We start from the raw sequence: 16508 nt of genomic DNA, 5'->3' as shown, positions 1-16508 counted from the left end.
CAACAGACGGATGATCTCCAACTGTTGTCGTTCGCCCACGGTCAGGGCATCTACATAATTATCGGGGTCAAGGGAAAAATCGAACTGTGTGGCAAGATTCGTGAAATCCTGCCGGGCAGAGGCGCGATTCGGAAAAAGACCACCCGAACGCCCCAGCAAAAAATTATCAAGAACGCGCATGGGCGGAAAATCCAGCGGGTCTTGATGCAACATACCCACGCCAACATGGATCGCATCAGCGAGATTGAATAACGACGGATTTACGATCGAGGATAATCTCGCCGCCAGGGTCGGCTTGGATAAAGCCGGAGAGGACTTTCATCAACGTGCTTTTGCCTGCCCGTTCTCACCCAGAATTCCCTGGATCGTTCCAGACTGAATGACGAGGTTGATACCCTTATTCGCGTACGTCTTGCCAAAGTGCTTGTGAATGTTCTTAAGTTCGACGTTCATGGTCGGTGCGGGTCCTCCATGATGATTAATGAATGTAGGGGCGAGGAAACCTCGCCCCTACAAAGGGAACTACGTTATTCGGCTGCGCTCAAGCCTTCCATGCCTTCGAGCAGCTGAGGCAGATACCAGATCTGCTGGTCAGTGGCAGCTTCGCCGTCCGCGAGGTAGGCGGTGCCATCCTGCAAGTTGACGGGACCAGACCACAGGTTCAGCCCACCAGCGAGTTCGGTGATGAATTCATCCAACACGGCGGCGTCATCTTCAGCCAATGCGGGACCCTTCTCAAAGCCAACAATGGAAGTATCGGGGTTGTTGATATCAGCCCAATCAGGACTTGCCCAAAGGAACTGAGAAGACCATGAACCATCCTGAGCGGAGGTAATTGCCTTCACGTACTCCGGACCCCAATTGAAGTACGGAACACCGATACAAACTTCGGGAGCGGCTTCACAAGCAGCTACATAGTCATATGCAACGCCAGAGACATTCTTGCCTTCAGCCTTGAGTTTCGCGGCTTCGCCAAGGTTGACGGGGTTATCAATACCGGAGATAACCACATCGTAATCGGTGGTTAGAAGTCATTGGAAACCTGAACGGGGTCGAGGGTCACGCCAGGGATGTTGAACCAGAAGCCGATCCAGGTAACTTTGAATTCGAGGGAAGCGGGATCACCACCAGCCTTCTCATGGCAATACTTCGCGCCAAGGTAGGCAGAAACTGCCAAGCGGCGGGTTTCATCGTTGATCAACGGTCCAAGATAACCGATCTTATGGGTCTCGGAAGCAGAGCGGCGGCACAACCAGCCATCATCTTGCCGTATTCCATGCGTCCCATGATATTGGTCAGGTTCGGCATGGCTTCAAACGCCTTGCCATCGGACCAGACCTGATCGCCGGAAGCCATGATGACATAAACATCAGGGTGAGCTTTGGCAAAGTGGTGGAAGCATCTTTCATATCATCCGAATTGAAGATGACAAGTTTCGCACCTTGGGCAACCAATTCTTCAGCGAGCTGGTCAGGGGTGGTACCAGGGCGGTCGGCGGGGTTGACCTTGTCCAAATACAACATGGTCGCGCCAAGGTTTTCTTCCACATACTTACCGGCTTCATAGTGAGCCTGGCTCCAGCCATTGTCGTTGTACGGACCAACGAGCAGCATACCGAAAACGAAAGGTTCGGCAGCAGCAGCTTCAGTGGCGGCAGGTGCCTCAGTGGCAGCAGCAGCGGCTTCAGTGGCGGCAGGCGCCTCTTCAGTCGCAGCAGGCTGACCACCACAGGCGGACAGAACGAGCATCAGTGCCAACGCCAAAACGGCGAGGCGGGCAAATAAATTACGCATACTTCTTCTCCTTTTGAAATATATTTGTCTGACAAGCCAAGTGAGGTGAAATTCTACGAAACCTTCACTAAGTTGTCTAAACAATTTTACCAAACTAATTCACTCGTGAAGAAAGTAACAACGCATTTTTAAGGTAAGCATCCAAATTCGTTTTGAACATCACTTATCACAGAAATTTGCTCTTGCGTACCTTCGGTCTGTCGCTCGATACGCGCCCATAAATTACACAATAACGGACCAACATAATTTTTTGAGATCTTGTACGTATCTTTCGATAATTCTACCGCTTTTTTCCAATCACCTTTATGAGCGTACCCTTCGATGAACACGAACCATTCCAGCGGGTCGTTAGGGTAATCGCTCAGCGAGAACGCCACATCGCCCAAACGGGTAACAGTTTCCCAATCCCCTTTTTGACGTGCCAACTCAGCCTGCTCAAAATAATAACACCAATCCGGCTCCTGCGCGCCTCCATAAAACTGACGAGGTAACTGGTTCTGTTTCTCAAGCAGGATCACACTCTGATTCGAAGCCCATACCGCATCGCGCACCGCCGGGGAAAGTAGACGATTATCCACTTCCACTTCCGGGTCGATTACGCGAAAACAACCTGGGGGCTCAAAATTGACAACGAGAATATTATCAGTGTTGCCATGAAAGGTCGGACCAATGTAATACAACTGGTGCGGCTGTCCAGGGTCCAGGCTGGGCAGGGTTTTGCCAACACGAATGGATGCAAAATAAAGCATCACATTCATTTCACCGGGCGGGCTATATATCCAGTTTAATGGGCCCGTCAATGAATTATCAGAGTAATATGTCACTGGAATGTCATTGGAAAGCAAGATCGTGCCCTTCGCCAAGCCCGGAATGCGCTCACTCATTTGTGTGAAGAGTTCCTGCTGCGTTAGCCAGTCACTGCGATACACCTCTTCAAGTTGGAAATGACGACTGCCAGCAAAGCCGACCAACAGTGCAAGCAGGATCATTTGTGTACGCGGGGTCCTGATCAGTGCGATCACGCTTGCCAGCAAAATGCTTGAGCCAAGCATAAAGGGCAGCATAAAACGATCCAACGAGAAATTGAACTGCGGCACAACGCCGATCAACCAGACCGACCCGCCAGAGAGACCCCAGAAGACCAAGCCGATCCAACCGGCTTGTTTGGCGAAATCCATTCCGCTGGCATCCTCTGCCTGGAACGCGAAGAGATAGGTTCCAGTGAAGAGAACGCTCAAGAATAACAGGACCAACATCAAAGACAGAGTGAGCGGTCCGAAATCAGTCATCCCAATGGTGAGAATGGGCAAGAGCCAGGCTTCGAACACAGTCCGCCAAAAGCTCAAGAGGATCTGGTTGAAGAAGAACACGAGCCCGGTGAAAAAGTCCGCTTTTAATTTATCGAGCAGGACATAGGGATAACTGGCATTTTGGAATTGAAAAAAGAACATTCTCCAGAAAGTGACGCCCAGAAAAATGGTAAAGTACGGTAGGAAGTATAGAATTGCCTTCTTTGTCCGTTCTTTAAAATTGCCTGGCAGGAGTTGAAAAAAGATGAACAGCCGCCCAAATTCCAGGAAGTAAAAATACTCCATCGTCAACAAGTTGACAGCAGCAAGCAGGTATGAAGCTATGAAGTACAACCAACGCCGCTTCTCGTCTTTGACGGCAAGGATGGAAAAGTAAATGGAAAGCAAAAACGCCGAGAGCACAATATAAAAATGGCTGTACATCAAAGCGATGAATTGCTGTCCCATGCCGGGGTGAACTAGAAAGAGTAAACTAGCCCACAAGGCGGGTTTGGGATGTGCCGGGTAAAGTTCCCGCAGGATCTTCCATAATAAGACCGCTGTTACCCAACGCAGGAGGATGGCAAAAAGTTGCCAGATCCACGGGTTGGGTCCGATGATCGGCAAGGTCAATTGATAGATCATCCCCCAAAACGGACGGCTGGTGGTAAAGGTTTTTGTCAACATGGCTGGACCCAGCCGGTAATAGATCCACGCCCAGGGGAATTCATCCCAATAAAAGCCACGTTGCCAAAAGAACAAGGCATAAGTAAAAACGGCAATAAACAGCAGGAACCAAACCGTACTACGCGGTGTAAAGGTGATGGAATTCAGACGGTTGGTAATTTTTTTCATGAAATCAATACAGACGTAGGTCACGCTGCTAGCGTGACCTATAGTTTACGGAACGATTCGAGTTCCTGTTTCGCCTTTCAATGCACGCCCAATGCTTTCGGGGTTGGTGATGAGAGCTTCCTTGCCGCCATTTTCAAGGTACCAGATGGCTGCTTGAATTTTCGGAGCCATTGAGCCCTTGGCGAAGTGCTTGCCTTCTTCAAGATAAGCCTTGGCTTCTGCCACGGTCATCTTTTCAAGCCATTTTTGTTCTGGTTTGCCAAAATTTATGGCTACACGCTCAACCGCTGTGGCAATCAGGAATAGATCAGCTTTTGGGGCTTGAGCAAGCAGAGAGGATGCAAAGTCTTTATCGATGACGGCTGCAGTACCAACAAGCTCGCCGTCGCCGCGGTCAATCACGGGGATTCCGCCGCCGCCAACCGTGATCACGATCTGTCCGGCGTCGATCAATGTTTTGACGGCATCAAATTCAACGATCTCTTTGGGCAATGGAGAAGCCACCACCCGCCTCCAGCCACGTCCGGCATCTTCGACCACAGACCAACCCATTTCTTTTTCACGGCGTTTGGCTTCGGCTTCATCCATGAAAGAGCCGATGGGCTTGGTGGGCTTGCTAAATGCCGTGTCGTTTTTGTCGACCAGCATTTGGGTGACGACCGTTGCAGCTTTTCGGTTGACCTTGCGTTTAAAGAATTCATTTCGGAGTGCCTGCTGGAATTCGTACCCGATCGCGCCTTGCGAATCAGCACCGCAGACATCCAACGGGACTTCATGCATTCCTTCAGCTTTGGCTGCGATCTCTGAACGGCGAAGAATAAACCCCACCTGCGGTCCATTGCCGTGTCCGATGGCAAGATTCCAGCCTGCTTCGATCATATCGACGAGATGGATGGATGTCTCGCGCAGGGCGGTTTCCTGATCTTCCACACTGACATGCTTATCGTCTTTTATCAACGCATTGCCGCCTACTGCAACGACTGCGAGTTTGGTCATTTTATCTCCTGGTCTTTTCGTATTTTTGGCTTCGGTTTACTGGTCGCCTGACTCAAGTCTTTATGCCCAAGCGACCAGTAAACCATGCGACTAAGCGACTAATTAGCTCATCGTGAGAGCCATGACCGCTTTCTGGGCATGCAGGCGGTTTTCGGCTTCATCGTACACAACGGAATGCGGGCCATCGATCACGCCATCGGTCACTTCGAGTCCGCGGTCGGCGGGCAGACAGTGCATATAGATGGAGTCATCCTTGGTCAGCTTCATGCGGCGTTCATCAGTGATCCAGTCTTTGTATTTATCAATGAGCGCCTTGCCTTCTTCTTTGCCGGTAGTGGTAAGCATGGGTCCCCAGCTCTTGGGGTAGACCACATCGGCATCCTTGAAGGCTTCATCCATGTTATCGGTGACGTCAAAACCAACACCGTACTTCTTGGCATTGTCTTTTGCCTGCTGCATGATCTCAGGCATGAGTTTGAACTCTGGTGGATGAGCCAACACTACATCGCAGCCAAAGCGGGTCATCTGAAGGATCAGAGATTGCGGCACCGAAATGGGCTTGGAGTAGGATGCGGCATACGCCCAAGAAACAACGACCTTTTTCTTTTTGAGGTCGCGCCCTTTCTTCTCCTGAATGGTCATCAGGTCGGCGAGGCATTGGAAAGGATGGTACACATCACATTGCATGTTGAGGATCGGCACACGGCTGGCTTTGGCGACATCGTTGATGTACTGGTTGCCAAAATTCCAATCGCATTGGCGGATGGCGATGCCATCAAAATAGCGACCGAAGATCTCGCCGATCTCTTTGGCAGTATCACCATGTGAGATCTGGGTGGTTTCGCTGTCGATGAAGGCAGCATGGCCGCCCAACTGCGCCATACCTGACTCAAATGAGCCGCGGGTGCGGGTGGAGGTAAAGAAGAACAACATGGCAAGAGTTTTGTCACGCAGTAACGCATGAGATTCACCCAATGCGCGTTTGCGTTTCAGATCCCACGCCACGTCCAATACGGTTTCGACTTCTTCTTTCGAGAAGTCGAGGTCGCCGATGAAATCACGACCACGAAAATTCGTTTGCATAATCTAGTCTCCTTATCGTTTAGTCGCTAGTCGGCTAGCTGCTAACCGGCTAGGTATTAATGAAGTTATCTTTCAATTTCCCGTAAAAGGCTCCATGGGGATCGCACCGGCTTCGAGGTCGGCACGGATGATGGAAAAGGCTTCGGAAACAGAAGCAGGCACAAAGTCGGCGAGAGGCGCAAGTCCGATACCGCCGGAGGTGTAATCGAGTTGGATCGTCCCGCCGGGCAGGTCATCTTCGGTTAATTTCTTGATCAACATAAAAACGGCTGCGTTCATGTTCTTGGTGCGACTGGTTGCCACTACCTCGGGAGCAAGGTAACGCTGATCGCTTCCGGTGGTGATGATGGGCTTACCCGCCATTTTTGCGGCATCGATCGCCCCAAGCGTGGACCCACCCGCCGCCGCATAGATAACATCCACACCATCCGCATACATTTGCGTTGCAATGGTATTTGCGTCGTCTGGCTTGGCAAAGCCGCTGAAATCATCGGTGCCGGTAATATATTCAACAACGATCTCGGCATCCGGGTTGACGTATTTCACGCCCAATTCAAAACCAAACTGAATGCGGCGAATAACGAGCACATCCGCACCGCCAAGATAGCCGACCTTGCCGTTTTCACTCATCAATGCAGATATAGCGCCTGCAAGAAAATCACCTTCGAGTTCGCTGAACGTGACCGAGGTCACATTCTCGCCTTCAGCCGTAGAGTCGACAATGGCAAATTTTGTTTTGGGAAATTCTTTCGCCACCGCAGTAATGGCGTTTGAATTTTCTGAGCCGATCCCGATGATAAGGGAATATCCATCCTGTGCCGCCTGCCGGACATTGGACTCGACGGTTTCTTCGGCATAATCGAAGGTTGCCACTTCCACACCCAGATCTTGCGCGGCTTTTTGCAACCCTTCATTGGCGCTATCGTTGAACGCCTTGTCACCCAATCCACCGCGTGCAAGCATGAGGGCAACCTTTGGCTTGGGTGCTGTACCGCAAGCTGAGACCAGTGCAGCGAAAATGAACAGAACGTTTAAAACTTTTTTCACACGATCTCCTTATCAAGCCTTTACACGTAATACTTCGCCGCTTACGAATCTGCCAGCATCCCAAAAGAGCCGGGCGCCTTCGCAATAATCAACCGATTCGCCCCATGTGGAAAAATCCACTTCAGGCAGGCAGGCAACGACGCCCAACTCCACCACGCCGCCATGATTGATCACAAGCGCCGAGCCGCCTTGAGGCACTCGTTCCAAAATACCCAGGTAGTAATCCATCAATCGAAAGGCGTATTGACTTGCAGCCCCCTCCTGCTTGATGATCTCTGAGTAATGGAAATACGGCATGGGCCAGGGGGCTTCTCGTTCGACTGCGCCGCCATAGGTATTCATAAGTTCGTTCTGTTCTGTAACAGCGAACCCCATGGCGACCGCAGTCTCGAATGCACGCGTCAAGGCGGATGTGGCAACAAAATTAAAGGGACCGATTCCCTGCCCAACCTTCTGCGCCAACTCAATTCCGCTTTGGCTCAAATGGTCTCCGCCCGCAGAACGGATGGAATGACGTCGTACCTCTAAAATCTTCATCGCCGTATTTTTTACTTGATCAGTCCTGGCAGAACCGCGTAGAACTCAGTAGCCTTGACAACTTCATCAAGTGAAACAGAGTCGTTTACAGTGTGGGCGGTCTCTTCATCACCAGGACCAAAACCAATGGAAGGAATGCCAGCCTTGCCAGCCCAGTAGATACCGTTCGTGGAGAAGTTCCATTTGCTGGGTTTCGCCTCAGGCAAACCGATGAGCTTGCGGGCTTCCTGCCCAGCCTGAACCAACGGATGAGATTCTTCGTATGCCCAGGCAGGGAAATATTTATCGACCGGGAAAACAAAGCCGGTGTAGGAAGGTTCATCGTAGAACAGTTCCTCCACTTTGACCGAGTCCTTGAATTCGGCAGGGATCAGATCTTCGACCTGCTTCTTAACCGCTTCTTTGGTTTCGCCGAAGGTCATGCGGCGGTCGATGTAAATAATGGCTTCATCCGGCACAGCATTAATGGACGGGGTCTTGACATGCATATCGCTGACGGTGATCTTGCCGTGACCCAGGAATTCATGGTCACCCAGTTTCGGTTCCAGATCGCGGATGCCGGCAATGATCGGGAGTAGTTTGTAAATGGCATTATCGCCAAGATGGTTGGACGCCGCATGTGCGGATTTCCCCTTGGCAGTGACCTTCATCTCAAGACGTCCTTTATGACCGCGATAGACCAGCATCTTGGTCGGTTCGCCAATGACGACGAAGTCAGGCTTGATCTTCGGGTCTACTTCAACGAAAGTATTTGGGGCGATGCCATCACACCATTCTTCCATGTTGCCAAAGTAATACGCCGTCCAGCCGTCGAGCAGACCAAGGTCACGCGCTATGGCGAGTCCATAGATCATGCCGGGAGTGCTGTTCTTTTCATCGCAAGCACCGCGGGCATAAAGAATCCCGTTCTCAACCTTGCCGACAAACGGGTCCCACTGCCAGGAAGCGGGGTCACCGATACCCACCGTATCGATATGCGAGTCAAAGACAATGACTTTTTTGCCGTTACCGATGCGTCCAATGGTATTGCCCATCTTGTCGTAACGGATCTCATCAAAGCCAAGCTTTTTCATTTCTTCCTGAATACGTTTGCCAACTTCACCGATCTGCGATTCCATGGATGGAATGGCGACGATGTCACGCATGAATTTAATAATATCTTCACGGGCTGCTTCCACACGCTTTTGAATTTCTTTGGTTTTATCTGTCATGATTTTCTCCTTGGTTTGCCACAGCGGGTTTTCAACCCGCAAAATTTATGATCGAAAGTTCCGGCTTACCCGCCGCCCACTCGCCGTACAATGTGGAAGTGGAAATATCCCGGAATGAAATAACTTAACGAATAATCCATGACCTTACCCTCGGAATTGAACAACTGGGCATGGAAATGCAGCAATACATCCCCGCGCTGGATCTCCATAGGCTTTGCCACATCCGCTGTGGCACCGATCGCGCTGACATTGGCTCGAGAAGTCGCCAACGGCTCGCCGCGTTCCAGCAAAAAGTCCAACACGGAGCCGTGGAAATCTGAAGGCAGGTCTTTCAAATGCAATATCTCCTCCGGCAGGATATCCACCAGATACGCCACCGGGCGATTCTCTGCGCGGATCACACGACGGACGCGAGTCAACTTTGCCCCTACGGCAACCTCCAACAACGCCGCCATCTCTTCATCTGCAATGACGGTCTCCGCATTTAGATCGCTGATCGAAACTTCAAGCCCCATTCGTTTGGCGATGGTTTCCAGGCTCTCCAACACTTCAAGCCCGCTGTCCAGCGCCTGCACTTTTCCCACCACAAACGTGCCCGAACCCTGACGGCGACGGATCAAGCCCTGCGTTTCAAAGGAGCGCATCGCTTCACGCAACGTAGCGCGTGAAACCCCAAGTTGTTTTGCAAGGTCAGGTTCTGAAGGCAGCCGTTGCCCGGCGGGCGTTTTGTTGATCAATGTAGCCAGATCTGCCTGCAATCGTTGAAAAGGAAAATTTGCCATATCTACTCTCTTTTTAGCCAGATGGCTAAATACTCAGTCTTCCAGCACGGGAATAAAATCGAACTGGGTCACATCGACCAGACCCTTGTCGGAAATACGTAATTCAGGAATCACCACCAATGCCATCAGACTCAATTGCATGTTCGGGTTATTCAATTCGCTTCCGCACATCTTGAAGCCTTCCAACACGGTTGCAGCTTTCTTCGCAACCACCTCTGCGCGCTCATTAGACATCAAGCCCGCGATCTGCAGATCCACCAAACCGACCACCTTACCATCCATCACCACAACCTGACCGCCGCCGCATTTTGCCAGTTCATTCGCAGCCAGCGCCATGCTCTCATCGTCATTACCAACCACGATCATGTGATGACTATCATGCGCCACCGTTGAACCGATCGCACACTTTCTTGTGAATTCAAAACCACTCACCAAGCCAACAGTAACTTTGCCTGTTGCGCGGTGACGTTCAACCAGCGCGATCTTCGCCAGGTCGCGTTTGATATCTGCTTTGACTTCGCCATTCTCCGCCTTGACCTTCATGCGTAGATGACGGGTCGGCGCCTGATTCTCGATCACGCCGATGACATGCGCCTCAACCTCCGCGCCGTGAGCGGCTCTTGTCCGAAGGATAAAATCTTCAACTGTGAGTTTTCTCTTCACCTTTACAGACTTGGTCGCCCATTGGGGATATTTCACCACTGGCAGTTTGACCTGCCATTCCCCCATTTTCAGCAATGATCTGTCCTCTGGCAATGACCATATCCGCTTTGAAATTCATCAGGTCTTCCACAAGCAGAACATCCGCCCATCTTCCGGGGGCGATCATGCCCATCTCTTTGCTCAGCCCAAAATGCTCGGCTGTGTTGATTGTCATCATCTGGATCGCTGTCATGGGGTTCAACCCTTCGCTCACAGCGTGGCGAAGGACACGGTCCATGTGACCCTCTTCAGTTAAGGTAGCGGCGTGCGAGTCGTCGGTGCAGAGGATGAAACGGCGAGCGTCCAGCTTCTTTTCGGTAATGGCTTTAACTTGAGCAGAAACGTCGAACCAGGCAGAGCCGTAACGCAGCATCGGCTTCATTCCCTGGCGGACGCGCGCAATGGCATCTTCCATGCGGGTGCCTTCATGGTCATCTTCCGCGCCGCCAGCCACGTAACCGTGGAAGGGTAAACCGAGGTCGGGGGAAGCATAATGCCCGCCAATGGTCTTGCCTGCCGCATGCGTTGCGGACATTTCATCGAGCATCTTCTTATCGCTCATGAAGACGCCAGGGAAGTTCATCATTTCACCCAAGCCGATGATGCCCTTCCATTTCATCGCCTCGGTAACTTCTTTGGGTCCAATGGAGGAACCGGGAGTTTCCAAGCCCGGCGCAGAGGGCACACACGAGGGCATTTGTACCCACACGTGGATCGGCTGCTTCTGGGCTTCATCCACCATCAACTTGACGCCCTTGAGACCAAACACATTGGCGATCTCATGCGGGTCAATGAACATGCCGGTCGTGCCACGCACAGCCACCGCGCGGACAAACTCCGTCACTGTGACCATGCCAGATTCGACATGCATGTGAGCATCAAGCAACCCAGGGACGAGATAACGTCCCTTCGCATCGATGACCCTGGTCTTTTTGCCAATGGTATGGCTGGCATCTCTGCCTACATAAGCAATATGCCCCTGTACCACCGCAATATCAATATTTGGAATGATCTCACCGGACTGCACACTTACCCACTTGCCGCCACGAATGACCAGGTCGGCATTGGCGCGCCCCATGGCAACATCGATAAGCGCAGTGGTGAGTTTGGTGGAAGATGTCATAAAAACTCCGTTCCGGGTTAATTTGGTTGAATGTGTTCAGGTCGTGCCGGTTAACTGCCCAACAGCCTCTTGGCTGCCTTGTTATGCTTCTCGATCAGTTTGCCTTTATCAATGGTAGCAAGTTGACCTTCCTTTACAACGAACGTACCACCCACCACGGTGTAATCGACATTGACCGATTGTCCGAAAACTACCGCAGAGACGGGGTCGTGCATACCGGTGAACTCCAGTCGGTTCAAATTGACAGCGAAGAAATCGGCGCATTTGCCGGTTTCTAAACTTCCGATATCTTTTCTTCCTAAAACCGCCGCGCCGCCGCGAGTGCCGAGGTGCAGGGCTTCACGGGCGGTCATCAATTTTCGATTGGGATCATTGGAAAGGGAATAACCAGTCAAACCTTCTTTGACGCGCGATACCAGCATGGCATTGCGGACTTCTGCAAGGAGATGTGAACCGTCGTTGGAGGCGGAACCATCCACGCCTAATCCTACGTTCACGCCTGCTTTCCGGTATTCTTTGACCGGAGCGATGCCTGATGCCAAACGCATATTCGAAGTGGGACAATGCGCCACGCCGCAGTTATGTTTGACAAAGACTTTGATCTCTTCGTCATTGACCCAAACCGCATGCGCGAACCAGACATCATTCCCCACCCAGCCCACTTCTTGCATGTACCCAACCGGACGATGACCGAACATTTGCATACAGAATTGTTCTTCATCCTCGGTTTCGGCTAGATGTGTGTGGAGATGCACACCATACTGTCTCGCCAGCTTTGCAGATTGTTTCATCAAGTCTGAAGTGACACTGAACGGCGAGCACGGCGCAAGCACCACTTGAGTCATCGCCCCGGGTTTGGCGTCGTGATATTTTTCAATGAGGCGCTGTGAGTCTTTGAGAATGTTTTCTTCGGTGTCGACGACGCTATCAGGCGGCAGTCCACCTTTGGATTCGCCGAGGCTCATCGAGCCGCGAGACGCTTGCAGCCTGACCCCCACTTCGAGCGCGGCGGCAATCTCGTCGTCTAATTTTGAGCCGTTGGGAAAAAGGTAAAGGTGGTCTGAGGCGGTGGTACAGCCCGAGAGGGCGAGTTCAGAAAGGGCGGTTTGCGTCGAGGTGAAAATATCCTCAGGGTTTAATCGTGCCCAAATCGGGTAGAGTGTTTTCAACCAGTTGAAGAGATTGGCATCCTGCGCGGCAGGGACAGCACGTGTAAGGGTTTGATAAAAGTGATGATGGGTATTGACCAAACCCGGTAAGACAACGTGTCCTTTGAGGTCAAGCACTTCATCGGCAGTGGATGGAAGTTCGGATGTGGGTCCGATCTTTTCGATGAATCCGTCGCGAACAAAAATTCCGCCATCGGGAATTTCGGTTTGGCGGTCGTCCATGGTTACGATATATGCGTTTTTGATGAGGAGGGTTGTCATGGGAGTTAGTCGATTGGTCCGGTAGTTGGGTAGTCGGATAGTCTGGCAAATTGCCTGATGACTAGACTAAATTTGTCTGACAACTTCTAGTTTAGCAGAAGAGGGAATAGATGTCAAATAGATCATGTTTGAACTTCTTGTAATGAAGCGAAAGGGAACGCTCAATGATAAACTTTCATCATGCTCATTGAAAAGTGCTCAACGCCTCCTAATTCGATCCTCAATAAATATGTAAATATGCCCGGAGCCTACACAGACAGTTACCTGACTGAAATCCCTGCGCAAGTCTCCTTCTCTGATTACGTCCTTGCCTTTTACACCACGCCTCTCTTCAAAGTAGAGCGGTTGATCTTGAAGATAGTAGTGCGGAAACCATCCACAGATCAAGAAGCGCGGGAGCTCGCTGATGATACCCGCAGTCAATTCGCGGCATGGACCGTGGAAGACCGGAGTGCGAATCAGATTCTGATGTGCGATTTTGCAGGCAGCACCCGTTCATGGCTGATGAGCATTCAAACTGAAAACGGCACGCGCCTATACTTTGGGTCGGCTGTAGTTCCACAGCACAGATCAAAAGATGGCGGACCATCGCTTGGATTCGTTTTTCGAGTCTTGCTGGGGTTTCATAAGATCTACTCGGTTTTACTACTCTCTTCAGCCAGAACCAGATTGCTGTATAGATAATAAGTGTTTGTCTACGCAGCGTTTATAGTGGGAATGTGTGTTATGCTGAATATGCAAGAAATAACTGGATCTCTGCGCAACCGTGGCCGCCGACCCTTTTATAGGGTGGGCGGTCATTTTATTTCCGGCAATGCCGGGCGTGTGCCCTTTTGGGTAGAAAGCAGGAACAAATGGATATTCGAATTTATGTAGGTAATCTCAACAAGTCCACCACACAAGAGGAAATCAAAACCCTCTTTGCACAGGCAGGTACTATCTCTTCGGTCGAGGTCGTCATGGATAAAAGCACAGGCTTATCGAAAGGCTTTGCCTTCGTTGCCATGGCAGATCAAGCCGAAGCCGACAAGGCAGTCAGTATGTTCAACGCTCATGTCTTGGGCGAAAACACGCTCAAGGTTAATATCGCCAAACCTCGCACAGAAGCCGCACACGCCTAAACACTTCCACTGAACATCAAATCCGTCCCTGCTCTAACAAACGGATTCTCCAAGCCTCTCCTGAACAGGAGAGGCTTTTTTTCCACCTATTGGGTGATAGGAACTGCACGTTACTATGAATATAGTTTTTCAAAAGGAGTTTATTCATGAAAAGTGGCATCTGTCCCAAATGCAATTCAACCGAAATTCTCAGCCAACTTCCCCTGCACGGTGGCGAAGGACACCCACCCTATGTGGATATCGTCCAACCGGAGCCGCCCAACCGTCCTTTTATATGGTTGGCGCAAAGCGAACAAAGTCAGTTCACAGCGTATATTTGCGGCGCATGCGGCTACACTGAATTCTATGCGGTTCGATACCAAGCCTTGAACGAAGGGTACAAAAAAGGGTTTAAAAGTAGATGGTAGCGCGGTAACGTTTCTACTTCCTTTTTTTCATGGCGGCATAACGCGAAACAAGATGCACCCACCAGGGCGACAACTTTGTTTTGACCTTCGCCTGCCGGATGACCTTTCGCATCTCATCTGGACCTTGAAATGGATCCAGCACCAGAACAGAGGTCGCCACTTCGAACGCGCCATGCGCATCTGACCCGACAGTGCCAGGCAGATCATATTTCTCGGCAAACGCCCTGGCTTGGTGATTAAAATGCGGGTCCATGCAGCGCGAGTTAAATACTTCAATCGCATCTACATGGGGGACGATTTCCAACAAGTCTATTTCCTTCCAACCACCCTTGCGATGGGTATCATACGGATGCGACACACTGATGAACGCCCCTTGCTCCTTCAACCGTCGTATTGTCTCCTGCGGCGTCAGCCCGGCGGGAATTTCCTCCTTCACAAATGCAGCAAGGATCTCCCCTTTGGTGGTCATGATCTCCTCGCCCACGATGATCAGTTCCGGGTCCAGTGCTTGAGCCGCCCGTGCTCCGGCAATCGAGTTGTGGTCAGTAATGACGAGGCGATCCAGACCTTTTTTCCGCGCCATGAGAATCAGGTCCTCAGGCTTGGTCAAAGAGTCTTTCGATGCGTTGGTATGGCAATGAAATTCTAGAGTAATCATATCCAAATCCGGGACGATTGGCACTTGAATCGTCCATGCAATTCTTATATACTAATATTCAGTTTCTCTGGGCGGCATAAAAAAACATCAATGCCCATATCGTCACCGTTTCGAACGGCCTTACATCAACGAGGACTCCATGGTTGGAAATATCAACAACGAATTTGACCCCATCGCCTTATGGGTTTTATTAATGCTGTCTGGTGGGCAGCGTTTTACCGCCCACGAACTCTCCAGACTTCCAGATCGACCCAATGGCAATCTTTGGGCAGCCTTGCAAACCCTACTAGACAGGCAGTTCATCAAGAGCGAAAAAGGGAAATTCATCATTGCCACAGCAGGCATTGAATTTCTGGCATTACGAGGGGTCATTGCGGCCGAACCCGAAGATGAACCCGAGCGCAAAGATTTTATCAAGAAAATCCGTCCGCCTTTTTTCTCTTCTTTTAATGAATTCTTTGTCTGGATCGCAATGCCGCTGATCCTGCTCATCCCGGCTTTTGCCTTTGCTTCAGCAGCAACAGCTGGCTATTATTTTATCTCGTTGGATAAAAAGATCGCCCAGATCTCAGTCTGGGTTCTGTACTTTGCCATTGTCATTTTATATGTATGGCTCTCACATCATCATGTGATGGAAAATGAACGGCTGGTCATTTTTCGTGGAGGCAAAGCCATCGGCAAAAAAGGACCCGGTCTCGTCTTCATTTTGCCTTTGATCGATAACCCCAAAAAGGTGGATGTTCGCGAACGTTCACAGGAGATCAAAAAGGAGCCCTGCATCACGCAAGACAGAATCCTGGCGAATGCTGGTTTCTATATTTCGTGGCACATCGACGACCCCACTCCAAGCCTGACGAAGGTATCCAAAGTGGACGAGTCAATGTCGCTGCTTAGCACCGCTGTTTTGCGTGCTACCATCGCAGAATTCACAATGGAAAACGCTATGGAAAGAAGGCGCGCCCTGAATGCACTCATCCGCAGCCGCATCGAACACAAAGCAACGGAATGGGGTGTGGAAATCAATAATACTGAGCTTCGCGAATTAACGCCGCCTGACGGTGTGATGAAACACATCGAAAATCTCTTCACTGCCAACTTGGAAAGTGAAGCCAGTCTCGTAAAATCTGATGCAAAAGTCCGCTCGTTGCGAGACTTCCTGACCATTGGCGAAGGCATGGCAAGGAATCCCATCGCTTTTAATTTGAAATATCTTGATACGCTTGAACGGATCGGCGAGGGCGCATCCACCAAATACATTATCCCCATGGAGTTCTTTAACTTCCTTCGAGATTTTGCCCAAGCTCAAGGCGGGCGCAATGGCGATAGCAATCACGGAAACGGCAATAATCCACCCGGACCATTGCCGCCTGGTGGATCTGTTCAATAAAATAATTATTTAATTTAAGCTAAAATCTATCTGGAGTTGCTTCGAAGTCTTTGAATGTCTTCAGGTGCAAGAAAGCTTTCCGGATTA

17 protein-coding genes and 2 pseudogenes are annotated in these 16508 nt (G+C 50.7%); 4 read left to right on the top strand and 15 right to left on the bottom strand.

Going from position 1 to position 16508, the window contains the following annotated elements; translation table 11 throughout:
* The 14 genes and pseudogenes from IPG80_RS13385 to IPG80_RS13320 form a co-directional block, all read right to left on the bottom strand.
* A pseudogene (locus IPG80_RS13385) lies at positions 1 to 213 on the bottom strand (sugar ABC transporter ATP-binding protein); the annotation flags it as partial.
* Positions 214 to 321: 108 nt separating this feature from the next.
* Complete coding sequence (locus IPG80_RS13380) at positions 322 to 453, bottom strand: hypothetical protein (protein ID WP_345107654.1); 132 nt, start codon at positions 451 to 453, stop codon at positions 322 to 324.
* A 74-nt stretch (positions 454 to 527) separates the two neighbouring features.
* Entirely contained in the window at positions 528 to 1010 is a 483-nt protein-coding gene (locus IPG80_RS13375) for a hypothetical protein (RefSeq protein ID WP_345107652.1), read from the bottom strand.
* A gap of 14 nt (positions 1011 to 1024) precedes the next feature.
* Entirely contained in the window at positions 1025 to 1252 is a 228-nt protein-coding gene (locus IPG80_RS13370) for a hypothetical protein (protein WP_345107650.1), read from the bottom strand.
* A gap of 43 nt (positions 1253 to 1295) precedes the next feature.
* Positions 1296 to 1793, bottom strand: coding sequence for a hypothetical protein (locus IPG80_RS13365; protein WP_345107648.1), 498 nt, complete (start codon positions 1791 to 1793; stop codon positions 1296 to 1298).
* Positions 1794 to 1921: 128 nt separating this feature from the next.
* Positions 1922 to 3937 carry a hypothetical protein gene (locus IPG80_RS13360; RefSeq protein ID WP_345107646.1) on the bottom strand — a complete coding sequence of 672 codons (2016 nt, stop codon included), beginning with the start codon at positions 3935 to 3937 and terminating at the stop codon, positions 1922 to 1924.
* A 45-nt stretch (positions 3938 to 3982) separates the two neighbouring features.
* Positions 3983 to 4933 carry a carbamate kinase gene (gene arcC, locus IPG80_RS13355; RefSeq protein WP_345107644.1) on the bottom strand — a complete coding sequence of 317 codons (951 nt, stop codon included), beginning with the start codon at positions 4931 to 4933 and terminating at the stop codon, positions 3983 to 3985.
* A 102-nt stretch (positions 4934 to 5035) separates the two neighbouring features.
* Positions 5036 to 6016, bottom strand: a complete 981-nt coding sequence (locus IPG80_RS13350) for an ornithine carbamoyltransferase (protein WP_345107642.1) — start codon at positions 6014 to 6016, stop codon at positions 5036 to 5038.
* Between the two features lie 72 nt (positions 6017 to 6088).
* Positions 6089 to 7063, bottom strand: coding sequence for a BMP family ABC transporter substrate-binding protein (locus tag IPG80_RS13345; RefSeq protein ID WP_345107640.1), 975 nt, complete (start codon positions 7061 to 7063; stop codon positions 6089 to 6091).
* Positions 7064 to 7075: 12 nt separating this feature from the next.
* Complete coding sequence (locus IPG80_RS13340; RefSeq protein WP_345107638.1) at positions 7076 to 7600, bottom strand: hypothetical protein; 525 nt, start codon at positions 7598 to 7600, stop codon at positions 7076 to 7078.
* Positions 7601 to 7611: 11 nt separating this feature from the next.
* Complete coding sequence (locus IPG80_RS13335; RefSeq protein WP_345107636.1) at positions 7612 to 8811, bottom strand: YgeY family selenium metabolism-linked hydrolase; 1200 nt, start codon at positions 8809 to 8811, stop codon at positions 7612 to 7614.
* A 65-nt stretch (positions 8812 to 8876) separates the two neighbouring features.
* Positions 8877 to 9593, bottom strand: coding sequence for a GntR family transcriptional regulator (locus tag IPG80_RS13330; protein ID WP_345107634.1), 717 nt, complete (start codon positions 9591 to 9593; stop codon positions 8877 to 8879).
* A 33-nt stretch (positions 9594 to 9626) separates the two neighbouring features.
* Positions 9627 to 11418: pseudogene (gene ade, locus IPG80_RS13325) on the bottom strand (adenine deaminase).
* 50 nt (positions 11419 to 11468) lie between these two features.
* Positions 11469 to 12848: an 8-oxoguanine deaminase gene (locus IPG80_RS13320; RefSeq protein ID WP_345107632.1), complete on the bottom strand. Its 1380-nt coding sequence runs from the start codon at positions 12846 to 12848 to the stop codon at positions 11469 to 11471.
* A gap of 180 nt (positions 12849 to 13028) precedes the next feature.
* On the opposite strand from IPG80_RS13320, the gene IPG80_RS13315 reads away from it, so the two are divergent.
* From IPG80_RS13315 to IPG80_RS13305, 3 genes are all read left to right on the top strand, one after another.
* Positions 13029 to 13532 (top strand): hypothetical protein, encoded by a 504-nt coding sequence (locus IPG80_RS13315; protein WP_345107630.1) that lies wholly within the window; start codon positions 13029 to 13031, stop codon positions 13530 to 13532.
* Positions 13533 to 13702: 170 nt separating this feature from the next.
* On the top strand, positions 13703 to 13969 hold the full coding sequence (locus IPG80_RS13310; protein ID WP_345107628.1) for an RNA-binding protein: 267 nt from the start codon (positions 13703 to 13705) through the stop codon (positions 13967 to 13969).
* A 146-nt stretch (positions 13970 to 14115) separates the two neighbouring features.
* Positions 14116 to 14376: a hypothetical protein gene (locus IPG80_RS13305; RefSeq protein ID WP_345107626.1), complete on the top strand. Its 261-nt coding sequence runs from the start codon at positions 14116 to 14118 to the stop codon at positions 14374 to 14376.
* A 13-nt stretch (positions 14377 to 14389) separates the two neighbouring features.
* Here IPG80_RS13305 and IPG80_RS13300 read toward each other — a convergent pair whose 3' ends face one another.
* Complete coding sequence (locus IPG80_RS13300; RefSeq protein WP_345107624.1) at positions 14390 to 15034, bottom strand: PHP domain-containing protein; 645 nt, start codon at positions 15032 to 15034, stop codon at positions 14390 to 14392.
* A 139-nt stretch (positions 15035 to 15173) separates the two neighbouring features.
* Here IPG80_RS13300 and IPG80_RS13295 point away from each other — a divergent pair, with 139 nt between their 5' ends.
* Entirely contained in the window at positions 15174 to 16421 is a 1248-nt protein-coding gene (locus tag IPG80_RS13295) for an SPFH domain-containing protein (RefSeq protein WP_345107622.1), read from the top strand.
* Positions 16422 to 16508 lie beyond the last annotated feature (87 nt).

The sequence above is a fragment of the Candidatus Villigracilis vicinus genome (assembly GCF_016702885.1).
GTDB lineage: Bacteria > Chloroflexota > Anaerolineae > Anaerolineales > Villigracilaceae > Villigracilis > Villigracilis vicinus.
This window is presented reverse-complemented; position numbering and strand designations above follow the sequence as displayed.

Excerpts from the sequence above, each read along its gene's own strand:
- IPG80_RS13350 (WP_345107642.1), bottom strand. The coding sequence starts at position 6,016 with ATGCAAACGAATTTTCGTGGTCGTGATTTCATCGGCGACCTCGACTTC.
- IPG80_RS13335 (WP_345107636.1), bottom strand. The coding sequence starts at position 8,811 with ATGACAGATAAAACCAAAGAAATTCAAAAGCGTGTGGAAGCAGCCCGT.
- IPG80_RS13360 (WP_345107646.1), bottom strand. The coding sequence starts at position 3,937 with ATGAAAAAAATTACCAACCGTCTGAATTCCATCACCTTTACACCGCGT.
- IPG80_RS13330 (WP_345107634.1), bottom strand. The coding sequence starts at position 9,593 with ATGGCAAATTTTCCTTTTCAACGATTGCAGGCAGATCTGGCTACATTG.
- arcC (WP_345107644.1), bottom strand. The coding sequence starts at position 4,933 with ATGACCAAACTCGCAGTCGTTGCAGTAGGCGGCAATGCGTTGATAAAA.
- IPG80_RS13295 (WP_345107622.1), top strand. The coding sequence starts at position 15,174 with ATGGTTGGAAATATCAACAACGAATTTGACCCCATCGCCTTATGGGTT.
- IPG80_RS13340 (WP_345107638.1), bottom strand. The coding sequence starts at position 7,600 with ATGAAGATTTTAGAGGTACGACGTCATTCCATCCGTTCTGCGGGCGGA.
- IPG80_RS13300 (WP_345107624.1), bottom strand. The coding sequence starts at position 15,034 with ATGATTACTCTAGAATTTCATTGCCATACCAACGCATCGAAAGACTCT.
- IPG80_RS13320 (WP_345107632.1), bottom strand. The coding sequence starts at position 12,848 with ATGACAACCCTCCTCATCAAAAACGCATATATCGTAACCATGGACGAC.
- IPG80_RS13310 (WP_345107628.1), top strand. The coding sequence starts at position 13,703 with ATGGATATTCGAATTTATGTAGGTAATCTCAACAAGTCCACCACACAA.
- IPG80_RS13380 (WP_345107654.1), bottom strand. The coding sequence starts at position 453 with ATGAACGTCGAACTTAAGAACATTCACAAGCACTTTGGCAAGACGTAC.
- IPG80_RS13305 (WP_345107626.1), top strand. The coding sequence starts at position 14,116 with ATGAAAAGTGGCATCTGTCCCAAATGCAATTCAACCGAAATTCTCAGC.
- IPG80_RS13365 (WP_345107648.1), bottom strand. The coding sequence starts at position 1,793 with ATGCGTAATTTATTTGCCCGCCTCGCCGTTTTGGCGTTGGCACTGATG.
- IPG80_RS13315 (WP_345107630.1), top strand. The coding sequence starts at position 13,029 with ATGCTCATTGAAAAGTGCTCAACGCCTCCTAATTCGATCCTCAATAAA.